Source organism: Devosia marina, assembly GCF_009758415.1.
In the GTDB taxonomy this organism is placed as follows: domain Bacteria; phylum Pseudomonadota; class Alphaproteobacteria; order Rhizobiales; family Devosiaceae; genus Devosia; species Devosia marina.
This window is the reverse complement of record NZ_WQRF01000009.1, coordinates 59,535-79,788: the sequence shown is the minus strand read 5'-3', so window position 1 is coordinate 79,788 and position 20,254 is coordinate 59,535. Positions and strand designations below refer to the sequence as shown.

Below are 20,254 nucleotides of genomic sequence, written 5' to 3'. Positions count from 1 at the left end.
CGCGCCTCAAGGACTGGCGGCGAATCCACGCGAGATACGACAGATGCGCTCACACCTTCCTGTCAGCAATCGCCTTCGCCGCAGTCTTCATCTTCTGGATCAATGAGTCCTGACCCTAGTTGTCCTGCGGGCTCGGGAGCTCCGGTCCCGCTTGTCCGCGCTATTCTGCCGTGCCACAAGCCGCTCAGACTTTCTCGAACCAAGCGGACGGCTCACATGGACGACCATATCATTCCCGTATTCGATCTGGGCGGCGTCTTCGTCGACTGGAACCCCATGTATCTGTTCCGCAAGCTGTTCGACAGCGAGGAGGATGCACAGTGGTTCCACGACCATATCTGCACAGGGGACTGGAACCTGGAGTTTGATGCCGGCGAGATCTATGCCGAGGGCGTGGCCAAGCTGGTGACGCGGTTTCCCAAGTACTGGCGTGAAATCAAGGCTTATGACGAGCGCTGGGCGGAGACATTCGGGCCACATATTCAGGGGACGATCGACATCCACAACGAGTTGGTCGATCAGGACATCCCCACCTTCGCGATCACCAATTTCTCCTGGGAGAAGTGGATGACGCGGCTGGGCGAATGGCCATTCCTGGAGAAGTTTGACGGTGTGATCGTCTCCGGACTTGAAGGGCTGGTGAAGCCCGATCCGCGGCTCTACCGGGTGTTCTGCGAGCGCTATGCGCTGGCGCCGGAAAGCTGCGTGTTCATCGACGACAGCGAGCCCAATATTGTGGCCGCGCGCAAGTTCGGCATGCAGGGCATCCACTTCAAGGACCCCGAGCACTTGCGGGCTGACCTGATCGCCCTTGGCTTGCCTCTCAAGGCCAAATAAGCAAAAGGCCCGGGGCTTGCCTCGGGCCTTTTTGATCTAGCGGAAGCGGCCGCCTTTTTCGATGACCTCGATCTTGTAGCCATCCGGATCGGTAGCGAAGAAGAACTTGGCCACCGGCATATCACCATTCTTGAAATCGACGAGCTTGCCGGTGGGCAGTCCCAGATCGTTGAAGCGGGCGTGTTCGGCCTCGACATCGTCGACCACCACGGCCAGATGTCCGTAACCATTGCCGAGCTCATAGGGCTCTGTGGTGCCCTTGTTGATGGTCAGCTCAAGCTCGAATCCAACTTCGTCTCCCGCCATGTAGACCAGGGTAAACCCTTCAAAATCCAGACGATCCACCACTTTCAGGCCGAATGCCTTTTCGTAATAGGCGACAGAGCGCGCCTCATCGAGGACGCGGATCATTGAGTGGACGAGCTTCGCCATCCAGTGACTCCAGTTTTACAGATGTTGCGATAGAGGGGCAGATGGGCTCAGCGCGTGCCGTACATGCGGTCGCCGGCATCACCCAGACCCGGGACAATATAGCCCTTCTCGTTGAGGTGATCGTCGATGGCCGCCGTATAGACCGGGACGTCGGGATGCGCTTCTGTGAAGTGCTTGATGCCTTCGGGTGCGGCGAGCAGGCAGAGGAAGCGGATATTGTTGGCGCCGCGCTCCTTGAGCTTTTCCATGGCGGCGGTGGCCGAATTGGCCGTGGCCAGCATCGGATCGACCACGATGATCAGGCGATCTTCGAGGCTGGAGGGCGCCTTGAAATAGTATTCGACCGGCTCGAGGGTCTCGTGGTCGCGATACATGCCGATATGGGCAACGCGGGCGGCAGGGACCAGGTCGAGCATGCCATCAAGCAGGCCGTTGCCGGCGCGCAGGATGGAGGCGAAGACCAGCTTCTTGCCCTTGATGGCGGGCGATTTCATCGGCGCCATGGGCGTCTCGATGTCGATCATTTCCAATTCGAGATCGCGGGTGACCTCGTAGCACATCAGATGCGCGATCTCGCGCAGCAGGCGCCGGAACCCGGCAATCGAGGTCTCCTTGTTGCGCATGATGGTCAGCTTGTGCTGGATCATGGGGTGATCGATGACCGTCACATTGCCCTGGACCTTGCTCATCGGAACACCTCTTGTCTGTTGGTCTTTCAGAGAAAACTCTTGCCGTGGCGGCCGGGAGGCAGGCCCAGCCAGGCGGCGATGCTTTCACCTATATCAGCGAAGCTGGGGCGAATGCCAATCTCTCCCGCGGGCAGGGCTGGGGAAAAGACCAGGATCGGCACCTGTTCGCGGGTGTGATCGGTGCCCGGCCAGGTCGGATCATTGCCATGATCGGCGGTGAGGACCAGCAGATCGTCGTGCCGCAGGGCCGCGATGATCTCGGGCAGGCGCCTGTCGAACAACTCGAGCGCGGCGGCATAGCCCGGCACATCGCGGCGATGGCCGTACTCGCTGTCGAAGTCGACGAAATTGGTCATGATGAAGGCGCGATCCGCGGCCATCTCCATGGCGTCGAGTGTCTTGTCGAAGAGCTGGGGAATGCCGGTGCCCTTCAATTTGTGGGTCACGCCTGAGCCGGCATAGATGTCGGAAATCTTGCCGATGGCAAAAACCTGATGGCCGGCGGCCGCATTGCGGTCGAGCAGGGTCGGCTCGGGTGGCGAAATGGCAAAGTCGCGGCGATTGCCGGTGCGCTTGAAGGTATCGGGCGTTTCACCGATGAAGGGGCGGGCAATGACGCGGCCGATCTTGAGCGGCTCGGTCAGTTCGAACGCGACCCGGCAGATCTCATAGAGCCGGTCTAGGCCGAAATGGCTTTCGTGCGCAGCGATCTGGAACACGCTGTCGATCGAGGTATAGCAGATCGGCATGCCGGTGCGGATGTGCTCTTCGCCCAGCTCGGCGATGACTGTCGTGCCCGAGGCGTGCTTGTCGCCCAGAATGCCCGGCAGACCGGTGCGTTTGAGGAACTCCGCGACCAGTTCTGGTGGGAATGTCGGCTCAGTCTGGGGGAAATAGCCCCATTCAAAGGGGACGGGGACGCCAGCGATTTCCCAATGGCCGGACGGCGTGTCCTTGCCTTTGGACACTTCCCGCCCGACGCCGAAACGGCCGCCCTTGGGCGTGTCCGAGAGATTGGGTGGCACGGTGCCGTTGGAGAGTTTTACGGCGGCGCCCAGACCAAGGGCGTCCATATTCGGCACGTTGAGCGGCCCGGCGCGCAGGCCTTCGAGATCCGCCTTGCCCTCAGAAGCCCATTCGGCGATGTGACCGAGTGTGTTGGCGCCTTCGTCACCATAGGCGGCGGCGTCGGGGGCGCCGCCGATGCCGACGCTGTCGAGGAGGCACACAATGGCGCGGGGCATGGCAATTACTCCTTGGGCTCGACGCGGCCGGCGATGATCGGGTTTTCAATGGCCGCGTCACCCAGACCATAGGCACGCTTCAGCCGGGCCGCCGCATCGGTGGCGCTGGCTTCGTCAGCGGCGTGGATGCGGGCGATTGGGGATTGGCCATCTGCGGTCGCGCCCAATGGGGCGAGACGATCAAAGCCGACGCGATAGTCGATGCTGTCGGTCGGCGTGGCACGGCCACCGCCAAGAGCGACCACCGCCATGCCAACGCCGCGGGTGTCGATAGCGACGATGGTCCCCTGCCCGTCCGCAAAGACATCGCGGATGATGGGTGCGGCGGCCAGGTGAGTGTCCATGTTGTCGACGAAGTCGGCAGGACCGCCAAGGGCGGTGACCATGCGCGCGAAATGCTCGGTGGCACGGCCGCTGTCGAGTGCCGTCGCGACCTGATGGCGGGCCTCTTCCAGGCTCGTCGCCTTGCCGGTCATCAGGGCGATCTCGGCGCAGAGGGCTAGGGTGACTTCGCGCAGCCGCGGATCCTGATGGATCCCAGTCAAAAAATCGACCGCATTGCGGACTTCCAGGCCATTGCCGGCGGCACTGGCGAGCGGCTCGTTCATGTCGGTGATCAGGGCGCCAGTCTTCAATCCAGCACCATTGGCGACATTGACCAGGCTTTGCGCCAGATCGCGCGACTGTTCCAGCGTCGGCATGAAGGCGCCGGAGCCGGTCTTCACGTCAAGGATCAGCGCATCGAGGCCGGCGGCGAGCTTTTTCGAGAGGATCGAGGCGGTGATGAGGGCAATGGATTCGACCGTGCCGGTGACATCGCGGATGGCGTAGAGCGTCTTGTCGGCAGGGGCGAGGTCGGCGGTCTGGCCGATAATGGCGCAGCCGGCTTCGCGCACCACCTTGCGGAACAGCGCATTGTCGGGCTGCGTTTGATAGCCGGGGATGGCATCGAACTTGTCGAGCGTGCCGCCGGTATGGCCGAGACCCCGGCCCGAAATCATTGGCACGTAAATGCCAATGGCCGCCAGGATCGGCGCCAGCATGAGGGACACATTGTCACCCACCCCGCCGGTCGAGTGCTTGTCGGCCAAGGGACCATCCAGATCGGACCAGTCGAGCACGGTGCCGCTGTCGCGCATGGCGAGGGTCAGCGCCACGCGCTCATCCATGCTCATGTCGTTGAAATAAACCGCCATGGCAAAAGCGGCGGCCTGGGCGTGGGAGACCGTGCCGCTGGCAAAACCGGCGATGAACTGAGCGACATCATCCTGGGACAGAGCTTCGCCATTGCGCTTTTTGAGGATGACTTCTTGGGGGAGGAAGACCATGGATGGCTCTTTTTTGTCTAGTGGCAACCCCACCTGCCCTTCCCCTGATAGGGGGCACTCGCGTTTGGGGCACCATTTTGTCCAGCACGCTGCGCCGCTCCACCCCCTATCAGGGGGAGGCCGGGTGGGGTTATCCGAGGCCTCAAGCCCCGTAGGGAATCCAGACGTTTTTCACCTGCGTCGCCTTGGACAGGAAGTAGTCGCCGGCAAAGCGAGGATCGGCGAGGTCGTAATAGAGACCGCGGCTGGTCCAGGTTTGTTTCAGGTTGCCAACCGAGGCTTTCTCGACCATTGCCGAAGCTTCGGCATTGCCAGCGAACCAGAGGCCATCAACACCGTCGTGTTCGGCCAGGGTCTTGGCCAGGGTGACGCTGTCGCCGGTGACGATATTGATCACGCCATTGGGGACGTCGGAGGTTTCGAGCACCTGATAGAGATCGGTGACCGAAAGCGGGCTGCGCTCGGAGGGCACCAGCACGACGGTGTTGCCCATCGCAAGGGCCGGGGCGAGCAGCGCGACGGAAGCCAGCAGTGGGCGGCTGGGCGGCGCAACAATACCGAGAACGCCCAAGGGCTCGACCAGGGCCGTGGCGATCATGCGCTGGGGCGGGTTGTGCACGGCACCATCATATTTGTCGGCCCAGCCGGCAAAGGCGAACAGGCGTTCCACCGACAGGGCGACCTCCTCACGGCCATCTTCGCCGGTCTGAGCCTTGATGCGGGCGGCAAATTCATCGCGGCGATAATCGAGGTTTTCAGCCAGGTAGTAGAGGATCTGTGCGCGGTTGTGGGCAGCCGTCGTGCCCCAGCTCAGCGCCTTGCGGGCCGCTTCGACAGCATTGCGGATATCCTTGCGATTGCCTTCGCCCACTTCGCCGACCAGCTCGCCCTTGGGGCCAAGCACCGGACGGTTGTAGCCGCTATCGGGGCGAGCCTGCTTGCCGCCGACATACATCTTGGCAGTCTGGTCGAGGCTGCCGGTGTCGAGGGGATTGGCTGTGGCGGCCTTTACCGGTGCCTGGGCCGGCGCCGGCTTCAGCGTCTTTTCCCAGGCGGGCTTGAGATAGGCGCTCATGCCCTCGCGCCCACCTTCGCGCCCAAAGCCGCTTTCCTTGTAGCCACCAAAGCCGACGGCAGCGTCGAAATTGTTGGTGCCGTTGATCCAGATCACCCCGGCCTTGAGCTTGGGCGCGATATCAAGGGCGAGATTGATGTTCTCACTCCAGAGCGTGGCGGCAAGGCCATATTTGGTGTTGTTGGCCAGGGCCACCGCTTCCTCGGGCGTACGGAAGCTCATGGCCACCAGGACTGGCCCGAAAATCTCCTCGGCGACCAGGGTGTTGGCGGGCGAGACATTGGTGACCAGGGCCGGCTTCAAATAGCAATTGCCGCCCGGTAGCTCAAAATCGGGCTCATAGACATGGGCGCCTTCGGCGATGCCTTTTTTCATCAGGTCGCGAATGCGTTCGACCTGCACTGGAGCGACCAGCGCACCGATGTCAACGGATTTGTCGAGCGGGTCGCCGACACGCAATTTGGCCATGCGCGCCTTGACCTTGGCGATGAATCGCTCCTCGATGCTCTCCTGCACCAGGAGGCGCGAACCGGCGCAGCAGACCTGGCCCTGATTAAACCAGATGGCATCGACCAGACCCTCGACGGCACTGTCGAGATCTGCATCCTCAAAAACGACATAGGGCGACTTGCCGCCCAATTCGAGCGACAGTCCCTTGCCCGAGCCAGCCGTTGCGGCCCGGATGATCTTGCCCACCTCGGTCGAACCGGTGAAGGCGATCTTGTCGATATCGGGATGATTGACGATGGCGGCACCGGTGTCGCCCTCGCCGGTGACGATGTTGACCACGCCCTTGGGCAGGCCGACGCGCTCGCAGATTTCGGCAAACAGCAAGGCCGTCAGCGAGGTGAACTCGGCGGGTTTCAGCACTACGGTATTGCCTGCGGCAAGCGCCGGGGCGATTTTCCAGGCCAGCATCAGCAGCGGGAAGTTCCACGGGATGATCTGACCGCACACACCATAGGGCACGTGGTCGGGGAACTGGCTCGACAGATGCGTGGCCCAGCCGGCGTGGTGGTAGAAATGGCGGGCGACCAGCGGAATGTCGGCGTCGCGGGTTTCGCGGATCGGCTTGCCATTATCCATGCTTTCGAGCACCGCAAAGAGCCGGGAATGCTTCTGGATCATGCGGGCGATGGCATAGAGATATTTGCCGCGCTCATAGCCTGAAAGGGCGCTCCAGGATTTGAATGCGCCGCGGGCCGCCTTGACGGCCGCGTCGACATCGGCGGCGGTGCCATCGGTGATCTCGGCCAGCGAGGCGCCGGTCGCCGGGTTGTCGGCGGTGAAAGTCTTGCCCGGCTTGGTCCATTTGCCATCGATGAAATGGCCGAACTTGCGGGACTTGCTGTCGAGCCAGGCAATGGCCTGATCGGGCGCTTCGGGCGCAGGACCGTATTCCAGGCTATCGAAGATTTGTGCAATCTTGTTCATATGTGGCCTCCTCGCGAGTGCCTGAATTCTTCGGGTGCGGCAAGGCCGCTGATGCTTCTCCCGGAGGGAAGAAGGTGGCGCTCAGCGCCGGATGAGGGGATGGTCCCCCTCCACACGCGTCACACCATCGGCTGGCGATAATCGGCCGCGTAGTGGCCGGTCAGCCCGTGTTCGAGCTGCCGCTCGATGTCGGTCAGCAGGCTCGATGCGCCGAAGCGGAACAGGTGTGGCTGCAGCCAGGTATTGCCCAGCTCTTCCTTCATTAGCGCCATGTATTTGAGCGCGTCGCCGGCCGTGGCGATGCCGCCGGCGGGCTTGTAGCCGATCTCGATGCCGGTCTCTTCAGCGAACCAGCGGATCATGCGGATCATGGTCAGGGAGGTGACGAGGTTGGCGTTGACCTTTTCCTTTCCGGTCGAGGTCTTGATGAAATCGGCACCGGCCAGCATGCAGACCAGCGACGCCTTGGCGACATTGGTCTGGGTGGCCAGTTCGCCGGTGCCCAGAATGGTCTTGATATGGGCGTCGCCGCAGGCCTTACGGAAGGCCTTGACCTGATCGTAGAGCGCCTGCCAGTCGCCGCGCAGCACCATGCCTCGCTCGATGACGATGTCGATCTCTTTTGCCCCATCCTTCACCGAAGCCTCGATCTCGGCGATCTTGGTCTCGACCGGAGCCAGGCCATGGGGGAAGCCCGTGGATACGGCGGCGACGGGAATGCCGGCCCCCTCCAGAGCCCGCACGGCTGTATCGACGAAGCTGTGATAGACGCAAACGGCACCGGGCAGAATGCGCAGATGCGTGGCGCCGAGTTGATCGAGAATATCCTGGCGTACCGGATGGCGCGCCTTGGCACAAAGGCGCTCGACACGCCCTGGCGTGTCATCGGAGTTGAGCGTGGTCAAATCGATCATGGTGATCGCCTTGAGGAGCCAGGCGAGCTGGTAGTCCTTCTTGACCGTGCGGCGTGCGCCGATGGTGCCGGCGCGGCGCTCCAGCGCCGAGCGATTCATGCGGACGCGCTCTATCCAGTCGAGGTCGAGTGGATAGCCCGGATTGCGCTTGTGTACCGGCTCGGCTGATTTGTTGTCGACGACCTTGAGACTCATAGTTCCTCCACCAGTGCGGGGATCAGTTTCTTGAGTTTTTCAGCCCCCTGAACAGCCATCAGCTTGGTGTGCTCATGGCTGATATTTTCGCTCGAAAGACCTGCGCCCATATTGGTTATGGACGAGCAGGCCCAGACCTTCATCCCCAGGAAACGCCCGAGAATGACTTCCGGTGCCGTGGACATGCCCACGGCATTGGCGCCCAAGCGCATGGCCATCTGGATTTCTGCCACGGTCTCGAAGCTGGGGCCGGAGTACCAGAGATAGACCCCTTCCCCCAGCGCATAGTCGAAACGCTGGGCCAGCTCGGTTGCCTTGGCGCGCAGGTCAAGATCGTAGCAATTGACCATGTTCACAAAGCGGCGGTCGGTGGGCTCACCGATCAGCGGGTTCATCCCGGCATAATTGATGTGATCGGCAATCAGCATCAGGTCGCCGGGCTGGAAGCGCTGGTCGACCGAGCCGGCGGAATTGGTGAGCAGCAATGTCTCGGCGCCGAGTTCGGAAAGGGCCTCCAGTGCCGGGCGCATCGCAGCGGCATTGCCGTGTTCGTAATAATGCTGGCGGCCGGTGAGCACGGCGACGCGCTTGCCGCCCATCTGGCCGATCAGCAGGTCGCGGCCATGACCGGAGACACCACCGCCCGGAAAGCCTTTCAGTTCCGAATAGGGAATGGTGATCTTTTCATCGAGCAAGTCGCCAATGGCCGAAAGGCCCGAGCCGAGCACGATGGCGGCGGCGATTGGCTCCTTGCCGGCGATCTTGCGGATGGTCCTGGCGGCTTTGGTCATGTCTAGAGATGCTCCGGGCCAAAGCTGTGTGGCAGAAGCTGATCGAGCGTCTGCACCAGCGGGGTACCATCGACACCATGGGAGACGATTTCGACGCCGGGATCGGCAAACTCGCGAATGCGTTGCCGGCAACCGCCGCAGGGCGTCACAGGCAAGGTGCCCGGGCCGGTAACATAGACGCGGCGGATGCGCGTCCCCCCACCGGCCAGCATGGCGGCGATGGCGCTCGGCTCAGCGCAATTACCAACCGGATAGGCCGCGTTCTCGACATTGCAGCCCGCGTAAATCTTGCTGTCATCGGCCAGGATGGCGGCGCCGACCTGGAACTTCGAATAGGGCGCGTAGGCCCGGGCGCGCGCAGCCTCGGCGGCCTCGAACAGGGCCTTGTCGATCTCTTCGATTGTCATGTTGCCGCCACAGCCAGGCCCGAAGGCCTAGCGCTCCTTGGTGTAGGGCACGCCGATAGCCTTGGGGGCGACGGCGCGGCCGATGAAGCCGGCAAGCAGCACAACGGTCAGGATATAGGGCAGCGCCTGGATGGCCTGGACCGGAACCTCGCCGATGATCGGGAAAACCTGGCCCTGGATACGGAACTGCACAGCATCAAGGAAACCGAACATCAGGCACACCAGCAGCGCTGGCCCCGGCCGCCACTTGGCAAAGATCAACGCCGCCAGGGCAATATAGCCGCGGCCAGCCGACATGTTGTTATTGAACCCTGCCGACTGGGCGATCGAAAGATAGGCGCCGCCAATGCCGACCAGCACCGCGGTGATGATCAGCGCCTGATAGCGCAGGCGCGTCACCGAAATGCCGGCGGTGTCGATGGCCTTAGGGTTTTCGCCCACGGCACGCAGACGCAGGCCAAAGCGGCTGCGGAACAGCACCCAGGCGGTCACCGGCACGGCGATGAAGGCGACATAGGTGATGATGTTGTGGCCCGAAATCAGTTCGCCATAGATCTGGCCGAGAACCGGGACATCGCGCAGTTCTTCGGCAAATGGCAAGGTGATGGGGTTGAACCGCTGGTCGCCCGAAAGCTGGGGCGTATAGCCGCCGCGCCGGAACCAGGACTGGCCCAGGAATGTGGTGAGACCGGCAGCGAGGAAGTTGAGCGCCACGCCCGAAATGGTCTGGTTGCCCTTGAAGTTGATCGAGGCGAGGCCATGAATGCCGGAGAAGACCAGCGCAGCGCCAATGCCCGCCAGCAGGCCAAGCCAGGCCGAACCGGTGACAGCCGACATGGCCGCAGCGGCAAAGGCGCCGGCCAGGAGCTTGCCTTCAAGACCAATATCGATGATGCCCGAGCGCTCCGAATACAGACCGGCCAGGGACGCCAGGATCAGAGGCACCGCCAGACGTACGGTGGAATCCAGGATCAGGGTGATGTCGACGAGGATCTGGTCCATCACTTGTCTCCCGCCGGTGCGTCAGGTTGGAAGAACATGCGCGAGAGCGGGCCGCGCATCATATCGCCCATGGCTCCGGTGAACAGAATGACCAGCGCCTGGATGGTGACGATCATTTCGCGGGTGATACCGGGCATCTGGAAGGCCAGCTCCTGCCCGCCCTGATAGAGCATGCCGAACAGCAGCGCCGACAGGCCAACGCCAATGGGATGGCCCTTGCCCATGAAGGCCACGGCAATACCCACAAAACCGGCGCCATTGACGAAGTTGAGAATGAGACGGCCCTGCACACCGCCAACATTGTTGACCGCGACCATGGCAGCGAAAGCACCAGCCAGAGCCATGATGACCATGATGGTCTTCTGGGTGGAAATACCGGCATAGCGGGCCGCCACCGGGTTGTTGCCCACGGCGCGAACCTTATAGCCGAACTTGGTGCGCCAGATCAGCCAATAGACAAGGAACAGTGCGCCGATTGCCAGGAAGAAGGTGAGATTGACTGGCGAATTCTTGAACAGCTCGATGAAGCTGCGAAGCTGAGGCACCCGCGTGATCGCGTCGAGTGGCGCGCTTTCATCGGAATTGACGCCTTCGGGCTTGAGGATACGGCTGATGATGTAACCCATCATCGAGACGGCAATGAAATTGAACATGATGGTGGTGATCACCACATGGCTGCCGCGCTTGGCCTGCAGATAGCCCGGCACAAAGGCCCAGGCAGCACCAAACAGCGCGCCGCATACAATCATCAGTGGGAAAACCAAGGCCCAATGCATGCCATTGAGGGCCAGCCCGATGAGGATCACGCCCAGCCCCCCGACATAGGCCTGACCTTCGGGCCCGATATTGAACAGGCCCGCGTGATAGGCCAGCGACACGGCGAGGCCGGCGAAGATGAAGTCGGTGGTGTAGTAGAGCGTGTAGCCGAAGCCCGAACCGTAGCCGAAGGCCCCGTAGAGCATGATGCCGACGGCCTGCAGCGGGTTCTGCCCGACCGATAGCACGATCAGCCCACCGATCAGAAAGGCAAGGGCGACGTTGAGAAATGGCAGAAGTACGACATCGGCCCAGCGTGGCAATGGGGTCATCAGTTGGTATCCCTGCCGGAATTGTCTTTGGGGCTCATTTCAACCAGCGTCTGATCTACAGGCGTTTCGTGTTCGGGCAGAGTGCCCGGGTCAGTCTCGACATTGTCGGCGTGCGAACCTGTCATGCGCAGACCCAGTTCAGTTTCGTCGGCCGTCGCCGGATCGGCCTCACCCACGATCTGCCCGTCGAAAATCACCAGGATGCGGTCCGAGAGCGAGCGAATTTCGTCCAGCTCCACCGAGACGAGCAGGATGGCCTTGCCAGCGTCGCGCATCTTGATGATCTGGTTGTGGATGAATTCGATGGCGCCGATATCGACGCCGCGCGTTGGCTGGCCGACGATCAGCACTTCCGGATCGCGCTCCATCTCGCGGGCCAGAACCAGCTTCTGCTGATTGCCGCCGGAGAAGTTGGCGGTCTTGAGGTCGAGGTCAGCAGGGCGGACATCGAACTTCTTCATGTATTCCCGAGCGGCGTCGCGTGCAGCGGAAATGTCCAGGGCCGGTCCTTCGCCATAGCTGTCCTGATAGCCCAGAATGGCGTTTTCCCAGGCGTTGAACTTGGTGACCAGCCCCATGCGCAGGCGGTCCTCGGGCACATGGGCAAGCCCGGCACTCCGCGCCCTATCCGCGCCATCATCGCCGCTGATTTTGAGGGCATTGCCGTGGACACGAATGGTGCCCGATTTCTGGTCACGCATGCCGGAAATGGATTCGAGCAGTTCTGACTGCCCATTGCCCGCCACGCCAGCAATGCCGACGATCTCGCCGGCGCGGACCTGGAAATTGACACCCTTGACGCGCGGCGTGCCAAAATCGTCGGTGACGACCAGGTTCTCGACCTCAAGCAGCACCTTGCCGGGCTTTGCGGCGCCTTTTTCGACCCGCAGCAGCACGCGGCGGCCGACCATGAGTTCGGCCAAATGCTCGGGACTGGTTTCGGCGGTGGGCAGGGTTTCGACCATTTCACCCTGGCGCATGACCGAGACTTCGTCGGTGATCGCCATGATCTCGCGCAGCTTGTGGGTGATCAGGATGATGGTTTTGCCTTCCGCCCGGAGCTTGCCCAGAATGCGGAAGAGATGGTCGGCCTCGGCCGGCGTCAACACGCCGGTGGGCTCGTCCAGAATGAGGGTTTCGGCGCCGCGATAGAGCGCCTTGAGGATTTCCACGCGCTGCTGCTGGCCCACGGAAAGATTGCCCACGATCGCATCGGGGTCGATATCGAGCCCATAGTCCCGGGCCAGGTCCTTGAGGTGGCCGCGCGCGCGGTTCAGCGTCGGCGTCAGCAGGGCCGAATCCTCGGCGCCCAAGACAACGTTTTCCAGCACCGTGAAATTGTCGACCAGCATGAAGTGCTGGTGCACCATGCCGATGCCCAGGGCGAGCGCATGGCGGCTGTCGGTAATTTTGTGCGCAACGCCATCAACATGAATGGTGCCGCTGTCGGCGGTATAGAAACCGTAAAGGATCGACATCAGCGTCGATTTACCGGCCCCGTTTTCTCCCACAATGCCATGCACCGTGCCGCGCTTGACGGCGAGGTGAATGTCTTTGTTGGCGTGAACCGGACCGAAATGCTTGTTGATGCCGACAAGCTCGATAGCGAGCGCAGAGGCAGCGGCCCCGGAGGACCGCTGCTCGTTTGTCGGGTTAAGACCTGTCATCGCAGTCTCACCCTTTTCGTTTCAAGCCTTACAGGGCGTCGCAGTTCTTGTCGGTGCGGTAGTCGTGCACAGTGACGGCGCCCGAGATGATGTCGGCAGAGGCCTGCTCGACAGCAGCCATCATTTCATCAGTGACGAGATCGGCATTGTGCTCGTCAAAGGCAGCGCCAACGCCGTCTTCAGCCAGACCCAGGACGATCAGGCCGGGCTCCCAGGTACCATCCTCAACGCCCTTCATGGCGTTGTAGGTGGCCACATCAACGCGCTTGATCATCGAGGTCAGCACCGACCCGGGATGCAGATGGTTCTGGTTGGAGTCCACGCCGATGCCATACTTGCCGGCGTCGGCAGCAGCCTGCAGCACGCCTGCACCAGCACCGCCGGCAACCTGGAAGATCACGTCCACGCCCTGATCGAGCTGGGACTTGGCAACTTCGGTCGCCTTGACCGGGTCGTTGAAGGCATCAAAGCCGGTGCCGACATAAGTCTCGAGCACTTCGATATCTGGGTTCACCGACTTGGCGCCCTGCGCATAGCCACAGGCAAAGGCTTCGAGCAGGTCGAAATTGAAGGCCGGCACAACGCCGATCTTGCCGCTTTCCGACTTCATCGCTGCCAGAACGCCGACCAGGTAGGAACCTTCCTGCTCCTTGAAGACCACGGACTGGACGTTTGGCAGGTCAACGACGGTGTCGATGATGGTGAACTTGGTATCGGGGAATTCCGGCGCCACGGCGCGCAGCGCAGTTTCCCAGGAGAAGCCAGGCAGCACGATCGGGTTGTTGCCGCGCGAGGCGAACTGGCGAACGGCCTGCTCGCGCATGGCGTCGCCCGAGATTTCCAGATCCTGGTAGGCTCCGCCTTCCTCGCGGAAGCGCTCGGCGCCGGTGTAGGCCGCCTCGTTGAACGACTTGTCGAACTTGCCGCCACCGTCATAGACGAGCGCGCCATCGGCGAAAGCAGCACCGGCCATCACTGCGCTCAGTGCAACACCGCTCGCAACGGCCTTGGTAAAGGTCGAAATTTTCATTGAATCATGTCTCCCTGTCTCGCACCAGCACCGGGACCAGAGTCCGTAGGTCAATCTGCGTGCGCTAACAGCGGATAAAATCGTGCAATGGCCTCTGCCGCAAGAGGGAAGGCGCTAATTTTTCCCAATTGGTCAAAAATGGTTGAGAGTTCTGTGCGGCAGGGCCGGGAGAAGCTCGCCTCAGAAGCGCGCGAGCAGGGTCTGGAAGAGCTGTCCCAGATCGACATCGACGAACAGCGTCACAAGGACCGCGGCTGCCGCGATAATGTAGAGAGTAAGACTGTCTCGGGTGTCTGTGGACATGATGGGATTTGAATCAAACTGGTTGCAATCGCTCTTCTCTAGCGCATGGCCAGCGGCGAAATCATGGCCGAGTTGCGGCCGATTCCGGCATGGTTAACTATTCCTGAAGATCGCGCTCAGGCCGGGCCGAGCGGCTCGATTTCCGCCCCCATCGCGGCAGCAAAGCGCTCGAAAAATCCATCAATGATCTTTTGCGCCGAGTTGCCGATCACGGCCTTGCCCAGCTTCATGATCTGCCCCGATGCGCCGCCCCTGGCGGTAAAGGATAGCAGGGTCTGGTCGCCATCGTCGGCAAGGACGATATCGGCTGCGCCTTCGGCCAGCCCAAGCAGCCCGCCCTTGCCCTTGCCAGCCAGGGTGTAACTCGCCGCCGGGACGACGTTTGTCAGCACCAGCTCGCCTTTGAAGACCGGCTTGACGACGCCGAGATTGACGGTGATTGCCAAATCCAGCGTATCCGCTCCGGTCCAACCGATGTGGCTGCAGCCGGGAATGGCGGCCTTGAGCATTTCCGGATTGTTCAATGCCTCCCAAACCAGCACGCGGCTGGCCGCAATGCGATAGCGTCCACCAAAATCCATCAGGCCTGGCCCCTCGCCGCAATAGGCGCGGAGACGAAACTGTCGTGCTTTGCAGCCATGGTGTTTCCCCAAGTCTTTACGTGCGGCTTTTTCGCACCAATATGGACTAAATAGTTGCCGGGCCGTGCAGTTGCAATTGTCAGGCGGCCCCGCAGACGCAATCTAGAGCGAGCGGCAGCTTCGCCAGATGGGCCGCATGTTCAGAGGGAGCCAGGGATGACCGACCAAGTGACCACCGCCACCACTGCCAACGCATCGAACATGTCGGTGATGACTGAGAAGCCGTTGCAGTATCTGGACAAGGCGGTCAATGCCATCCGCGATCTTGGCATCTGGCCCGAACAGCAGGCCGAAGCGCCGATCACCGGCCTTCTGGCGCAGATTACCGAATTGGACGAAACCCGCGTCATCCTGATCGGCCGCACACTGAGCCAGGCCAGCGCCTTTAATGAAGTGGTGCGCGAACAGGTCGCCGCCATGAAGATCGGCGAGCGCTATGAGGACATCACCAAGGGCTTCGATTCCATCCGCGACGATGCCAAGGGCATGGTCGACCAACTCGAAGACAACAAGATCGATTTGTTCGAGCGCGCCTCCAATGTGTGGATGAAGGTGAGCCGGGGCGATATCGCTACCCGCTTCAACAAGATCCGGGACACCTATCTCGAGGTCACTGCGGATACCAAGGACCAGATCGACCGCGAGCACACGATTCTCGAGGCTTATCGCGATTTCCGCGGCGCGCTGAAACAGTCCGAAGTGATGGCGCTCGAAGTGCTGCATACCGCCGAGGCGCGCCTGCGGGAAAAGAAGGACATTCTGCAAAAGGCCGCCGACGAGCTGGCTGCCTATGCCGGTGACGTCCCGGCCGACCGGGCGCGGCTGGAAATGGCCCGCGACGAGCGGCTGCGCGAAATGCAGAACGAGGAAAAGCGCTACCAGATTGCCAAGGACCTCTCGGACAATCTGACCATCTCCTACAATACCTCGGAAGTGGTGATGGCGCGGCTGATGCAGACCACCAATGCCAAGGAGCGGGTCTATCAGCAGTCGATCTCGTTCTTCTCGACCAATGAAACCGTGCTGACGGCCCTGTCGGCCTCATTCACCGGCATGTTCGGCCTACATGAATCGACCGAGACGCTGAACGCGATGAAGGAAGGCATGAGCAAGTCGCTCGAAACCCTCTCCGAGATCGGCGACAAGGTGCAGGAAGAAGCCATCAAGGCCGGTTATGGCCCGACCGTGCGCGCCGATGCGGTCAAGAAGCTGGTCGATAGCGTGGTCAACTTCCAGGAAAAGAGCCGCGGCATCATCAATGAGATGCGGGTGGCCTCGACCAAGAATTCGGCAGAGATCCGCGACGCCGTCGAAGATGGCAAGAAGCGCCTGGCAACGCTGGCGGCCGAGGGCAATGCCCTGTTGCTCGACACCAAGGGCTGAGGCAACACGGCCTTTGGCAAGGGCATTGCATTGAGTAAGGCACTGCATGAGTAAGGCGACGGCGAAACCCTCTGCTCCGCTTGACGAGGTCATGTTGGCGATGGACGTGGTCGACACGCTCCGTCACCAGCAAAATCTTGTGGCGCGGGAACTGGACGGGGTGACCCGCGAGCAACAGCTTATCGACAGGCTGCGCACCGTCTATCACCAGCAGGGCATCGAGGTCCCAGACCATATCCTGAAGGAAGGGGTTTCGGCGCTGGCCGAGAGCCGGTTCGCCTATGAGCCCCCTGCCCCGGGTCTGGGCACCACGCTGGCGCGGATTTATGTGGGGCGCAAGCAATGGGGCCGACCGCTAATGGCCGGGCTGATCGCGCTCGCGGTGCTGGGGGTGGGTTATTTCGGCGTCTGGCAACCCTATCAGCGTGGACAGGCCGAACAGGCGCGGCTGGAGCTGAGCGAAGGCCTGCCAGCCGAGATGGATGCGCTCTACCAGACGATTTATGAAGAGACCAAGGTGCAGCAGGCGGTGACCGAAGCCGAAGCCCTGGTTGAGCGGGGCAAGGCCTTTGCGGCGGAGGGCGATCGTGCCGGCGCCGAAGACGCCGTTGCGCGCCTGACGGCACTGCGCGACCAGTTACGGCTCGAATATGTGCTGCGCGTGGTCAATCGCGAGGGCGTGCAGTCCGGCTTCTGGACCTTCCCTGAGATCAATACAGATGCCACCAATTACTATGTGGTGGTCGAGGCGCTGGACCCTGATGGCAATGCGCTGACCCTGCCCATTCTCAACGAGGAGAATGGTGAGACCGAAGAGGTCGCCATCTGGGGCGTGCGCGTGTCCGAAAGCGTCTATGACTCGGTGGCCGCCGACAAGCGGGATGACGGCATCATTCAATCCAATATCATGGGCCGCAAATCCGATGGTTTCCTCGACGTTGAATATGCCGTGCCGGTGCTGGGCGGCGCAGTGACCAGGTGGTAGGCCAATGAGCATTCGCGGACCCCAGGCCCTGGCCAGCCTTGAAGAGGCCATGCGCGATATCCGCCGGGAAGAAGACGAACTCTCCAAGCGGGTCTCGCGCGCCGCCGAGCGGGCGAGCAAGATCCGGGAACATGAGGCCGAACTGTTTCGCCAGCTTGCCCGGCTGCGGCTCGAACCCGCCGTGCAGTCGGAACTCGACGGACGCATATCGGCGGCCGAGGCGCGGGCGCGCGACACGCTAAAGGCGCATTCCAAAGATGTCAGCAGGGCGGAAAAGGCCATCAGCGCCTTGGACGCCGGCCGCGCCGAGTTGACAGAGAAGCGGGCCTCGGCAATTGCCCTGCTCGAGGAGCAGCAGGCCCAGCTCAAGGCGTTGACCGCGGCTCAGGCCAGCAAGCTTGCTGCCGACCCGGTCTATGCAGCAAAGCGGGCGGAAACCGAAGAGCTGGACCGGATTGCCGAACAATCGCTGCGCAAGACCGAACAGGCCGAGACCGACCGCGAGGAAAAGGGGCGGCCTTATCGCGAAGACCCGCTGTTCATGTATCTCTGGGAGGCCGGCTATGGCACCTCGCGCTACAAGGCCAGCAATCTTATCCGATATTTCGATGGGTTGGTGGCGAACCTGATCGGCTTTGCCAAAGCGCGGCCCAATTACGCCATGCTCAACGAGATCCCGCTGCGGCTACGCGAACATGCCGAGCGACAGGAAGCCAATGTGAGTGCGGCGGAGGCCGAGCTGGCGGCCCTGGAAGTGGAAGCGGTGGATGCTGCGGGCGGCAAACCCTTGCGCCAGGCCATTGCAGCTGGGCAAGAGAACATTGAAGCGCTGGACGCCGAAATCGCGCGGCTCGAAGACGAGCGCGACGCGGCAGCCGAAGTATTGCACACCCTGGCCCAGGGCAAGGACCCGGCGTTCGAGGGCGCGGCAGCCGAGCTGGCGGCGGCGCTGGGCCGGGAGGATATCCAGACCCTATTGGCCGAGGCGCGCCGGACCCGGACCGGCCAGGACGACACGCTGGTGGCACAGATCGACGAAGCCCGGGCAAGACTGCGCGAGGAAGAAGAGGAAAGCCGCGAACAGCGCGAGCGCCTCAAGACCCTGGCCGCGCGCCGCCGGGAGCTGGAAGACATTCAGTGGGAGTTCAAGAAGCAGCGCTTCGACGATCCCGGTTCGAGCTTCAAGGAAGACCGGCTGGTGGGCGACCTGCTCAACGACTTCCTGCGCGGCGGCATTTCGGCCGCCAGCTATTGGGACCAGTGGCGCAAAAGCCAGAACTGGGCGCCGGGCAGCGAATGGGGCGCTGGCTACAAGAGCACGCGCAGTTCGCAGCGCTCCAACAGATCCAGCCCCTGGCCGCCGAGCGGCGGCGGTTTCCAATGGCCCGACAGCAGCTTTGGCGGCACTGGCAGCCGCAAGGGTGCGTCCAAGGGCGGGATGAGTGGCGGCTTCGGCGGCGGCTGGGGCGGCGGATCATCCGGTGGCGGATTTTCGCGGCCCCGGACGGGCACGTCAGGCTCACGCAAGCAGGGCGGGTTCAAGACTGGCGGCGGGTTCTAGGCGCCTCTCAGTTCTGCGTGGGCGTTGCCATCAATTCCCAGACATTGCCTTCGCTGTCCTCGAAATAGGCGGAATAGCCCCATTCGGACTGGGTGCCGGGGGTGATGACCGCCCCGCCCGCGACCAACACGCGCTCAAGAATTTCGTCGACCGCCTCGGGGCTTTCGGCGCGGTGCGAGAGCACGAAGCCGGGGGTGCCATCGAGGCTTTCGGGCTTGCCTGCGGTCTGGGCAATCTGTTCGCGCGGGAACAGCACAAAGGAGAACTTGTTGTCGAAGAAGAAGGCGACATGGTCTTCGCCCGCGCCGATCTGTTCGTCGGAAATATCGAACAGGGCGCGGTAGAAGGTGAAGGCGCGTTCGAGATCGTCGACGCCAATAGTGATGATGGAAATTTCGGGCTTCATGGGTCAGGCCTTGTCTGCGCCGGTGGAAAACAGGGCTTCGAACTGACCATCTTCAATCCGCGCAGCGGCGATCACCGCCTGGGTGCGGCTGTCGACATCGAGCTTTTGCAGAATGGCCGAGACGTGTGCCTTGACCGTGGCTTCCGAGATGGAAAGCTCATAGGCGATCTGCTTGTTCATCAGCCCATCGCTGAGCATCATCAGGACACGGACCTGCTGCGGGGTGAGGGTCGCCAGCCGCTTCATCAGTGCGGTCTGTTCATCTTCACCCCCCAAGGTAGTGCCTGAGGGTACGAAGACTTCGCCGGAAAGCACGGTCTCGATGGCGCGGCGGATTTCGGTCGGCCCCTCGGATTTGTGCAGATAGCCGGCAGCGCCCAGCTCGAAGGCGCGCCGCACGACGGTGGCGTCCTCTACCGCGGAAATGATCATCACCGGAATATCGGGATATTGCGCACGCAGCAGCAACAGACCGGAAAAACCCCGGACGCCAGGCATGTTGAGGTCGAGCAGCACCAGGTCGCAATCGCGATCGGCATCGAGCGCCGTGCTCAGGCTCGAAAGATCACCGGCCTCTTCCACGCTCACCGTGGCGTCTCCGCCGGCCAGGGTCTGGCGCAGGGCCGCCCTGAACAGGGGGTGATCGTCGACGATGATGATACGGCGGCGCGTCATGGAGCAGAACCTATCCCTGGACTTATCGACTATGCCTGAATCGCACGGATTACCGGCATTTGCCCTTGCATATTGCGACAATGCTTAACGGGTTCTTTACCATGTTTTCCCAAGAGTGGGCGTTATACCTTCGTGTTGAATCGCGAGGGGTCCGTCTTTTGTGACGA

The 20,254-nt window shown here is 62.0% G+C and carries 20 protein-coding genes and 1 pseudogene; 5 read left to right on the top strand and 16 right to left on the bottom strand.

The features are described from left to right. Both GO014_RS19270 and GO014_RS17215 read left to right on the top strand, forming a co-directional pair. Window positions 1-113: pseudogene (locus GO014_RS19270) on the top strand (IS5/IS1182 family transposase); the annotation flags it as partial. Between the two features lie 103 nt (window positions 114-216). Beyond that, window positions 217-837, top strand: a complete 621-nt coding sequence (locus GO014_RS17215; RefSeq protein WP_157291562.1) for an HAD family hydrolase — start codon at window positions 217-219, stop codon at window positions 835-837. Between the two features lie 36 nt (window positions 838-873). Here the strand turns inward: GO014_RS17215 and GO014_RS17210 are convergent, their stop codons facing one another. The 14 genes from GO014_RS17210 to GO014_RS17150 form a co-directional block, all read right to left on the bottom strand. After that, window positions 874-1,269 (bottom strand): VOC family protein, encoded by a 396-nt coding sequence (locus GO014_RS17210; protein WP_157291561.1) that lies wholly within the window; start codon window positions 1,267-1,269, stop codon window positions 874-876. A gap of 47 nt (window positions 1,270-1,316) precedes the next feature. Further along, window positions 1,317-1,958: a uracil phosphoribosyltransferase gene (gene upp, locus GO014_RS17205; RefSeq protein ID WP_104892108.1), complete on the bottom strand. Its 642-nt coding sequence runs from the start codon at window positions 1,956-1,958 to the stop codon at window positions 1,317-1,319. A 26-nt stretch (window positions 1,959-1,984) separates the two neighbouring features. Next, window positions 1,985-3,202 carry a phosphopentomutase gene (locus tag GO014_RS17200; RefSeq protein ID WP_157291560.1) on the bottom strand — a complete coding sequence of 406 codons (1,218 nt, stop codon included), beginning with the start codon at window positions 3,200-3,202 and terminating at the stop codon, window positions 1,985-1,987. 5 nt (window positions 3,203-3,207) lie between these two features. After that, a complete protein-coding gene (gene deoA / locus GO014_RS17195; protein ID WP_157291559.1) occupies window positions 3,208-4,530 on the bottom strand; it encodes a thymidine phosphorylase in 1,323 nt (440 codons plus the stop codon). Window positions 4,531-4,672: 142 nt separating this feature from the next. Then, a complete protein-coding gene (locus GO014_RS17190) occupies window positions 4,673-7,039 on the bottom strand; it encodes an aldehyde dehydrogenase family protein (RefSeq protein ID WP_157291558.1) in 2,367 nt (788 codons plus the stop codon). 119 nt (window positions 7,040-7,158) lie between these two features. Then, the gene (gene deoC, locus GO014_RS17185) at window positions 7,159-8,148 is read right to left on the bottom strand and encodes a deoxyribose-phosphate aldolase (RefSeq protein WP_157291557.1); all 990 of its coding nucleotides are present in this window, start codon (window positions 8,146-8,148) and stop codon (window positions 7,159-7,161) included. Next, window positions 8,145-8,939: a purine-nucleoside phosphorylase gene (locus GO014_RS17180; protein WP_157291556.1), complete on the bottom strand. Its 795-nt coding sequence runs from the start codon at window positions 8,937-8,939 to the stop codon at window positions 8,145-8,147. The genes deoC and GO014_RS17180 overlap by 4 nt, the downstream gene beginning before the upstream one ends. A 2-nt stretch (window positions 8,940-8,941) precedes the next feature. Then, window positions 8,942-9,346, bottom strand: coding sequence for a cytidine deaminase (locus GO014_RS17175; protein ID WP_157291555.1), 405 nt, complete (start codon window positions 9,344-9,346; stop codon window positions 8,942-8,944). A 27-nt stretch (window positions 9,347-9,373) separates the two neighbouring features. Next, window positions 9,374-10,348: an ABC transporter permease gene (locus GO014_RS17170; protein ID WP_116589448.1), complete on the bottom strand. Its 975-nt coding sequence runs from the start codon at window positions 10,346-10,348 to the stop codon at window positions 9,374-9,376. After that, the gene (locus GO014_RS17165; RefSeq protein WP_157291554.1) at window positions 10,348-11,436 is read right to left on the bottom strand and encodes an ABC transporter permease; all 1,089 of its coding nucleotides are present in this window, start codon (window positions 11,434-11,436) and stop codon (window positions 10,348-10,350) included. The genes GO014_RS17170 and GO014_RS17165 overlap by 1 nt, the downstream gene beginning before the upstream one ends. After that, entirely contained in the window at window positions 11,436-13,103 is a 1,668-nt protein-coding gene (locus GO014_RS17160; protein ID WP_157291553.1) for an ABC transporter ATP-binding protein, read from the bottom strand. The genes GO014_RS17165 and GO014_RS17160 overlap by 1 nt, the downstream gene beginning before the upstream one ends. 28 nt (window positions 13,104-13,131) lie before the next feature. Beyond that, window positions 13,132-14,133, bottom strand: a complete 1,002-nt coding sequence (locus GO014_RS17155; RefSeq protein WP_157291552.1) for a BMP family lipoprotein — start codon at window positions 14,131-14,133, stop codon at window positions 13,132-13,134. Between the two features lie 180 nt (window positions 14,134-14,313). Beyond that, a complete protein-coding gene (locus tag GO014_RS19445; RefSeq protein ID WP_281351221.1) occupies window positions 14,314-14,436 on the bottom strand; it encodes a hypothetical protein in 123 nt (40 codons plus the stop codon). Between the two features lie 116 nt (window positions 14,437-14,552). Then, window positions 14,553-15,017 (bottom strand): SRPBCC family protein, encoded by a 465-nt coding sequence (locus GO014_RS17150; protein WP_116589452.1) that lies wholly within the window; start codon window positions 15,015-15,017, stop codon window positions 14,553-14,555. Between the two features lie 216 nt (window positions 15,018-15,233). On the opposite strand from GO014_RS17150, the gene GO014_RS17145 reads away from it, so the two are divergent. Genes GO014_RS17145 through GO014_RS17135 form a run of 3 tightly spaced genes read left to right on the top strand, consistent with a single transcriptional unit; the run spans window position 15,234 to window position 19,006 of the window. Beyond that, window positions 15,234-16,460 (top strand): cell surface protein, encoded by a 1,227-nt coding sequence (locus GO014_RS17145; protein ID WP_425482094.1) that lies wholly within the window; start codon window positions 15,234-15,236, stop codon window positions 16,458-16,460. A gap of 46 nt (window positions 16,461-16,506) precedes the next feature. Then, window positions 16,507-17,445, top strand: coding sequence for a DUF6384 family protein (locus GO014_RS17140; protein ID WP_157291551.1), 939 nt, complete (start codon window positions 16,507-16,509; stop codon window positions 17,443-17,445). A gap of 4 nt (window positions 17,446-17,449) precedes the next feature. After that, complete coding sequence (locus tag GO014_RS17135; RefSeq protein WP_157291550.1) at window positions 17,450-19,006, top strand: coiled-coil domain-containing protein; 1,557 nt, start codon at window positions 17,450-17,452, stop codon at window positions 19,004-19,006. A 7-nt stretch (window positions 19,007-19,013) separates the two neighbouring features. Here GO014_RS17135 and GO014_RS17130 read toward each other — a convergent pair whose 3' ends face one another. Together GO014_RS17130 and GO014_RS17125 are read right to left on the bottom strand one after the other, a co-directional pair. After that, window positions 19,014-19,412, bottom strand: a complete 399-nt coding sequence (locus GO014_RS17130; protein ID WP_157291549.1) for a VOC family protein — start codon at window positions 19,410-19,412, stop codon at window positions 19,014-19,016. Window positions 19,413-19,415: 3 nt separating this feature from the next. Next, window positions 19,416-20,087, bottom strand: coding sequence for a response regulator (locus tag GO014_RS17125; protein ID WP_104892123.1), 672 nt, complete (start codon window positions 20,085-20,087; stop codon window positions 19,416-19,418). Window positions 20,088-20,254: the final 167 nt, after the last annotated feature.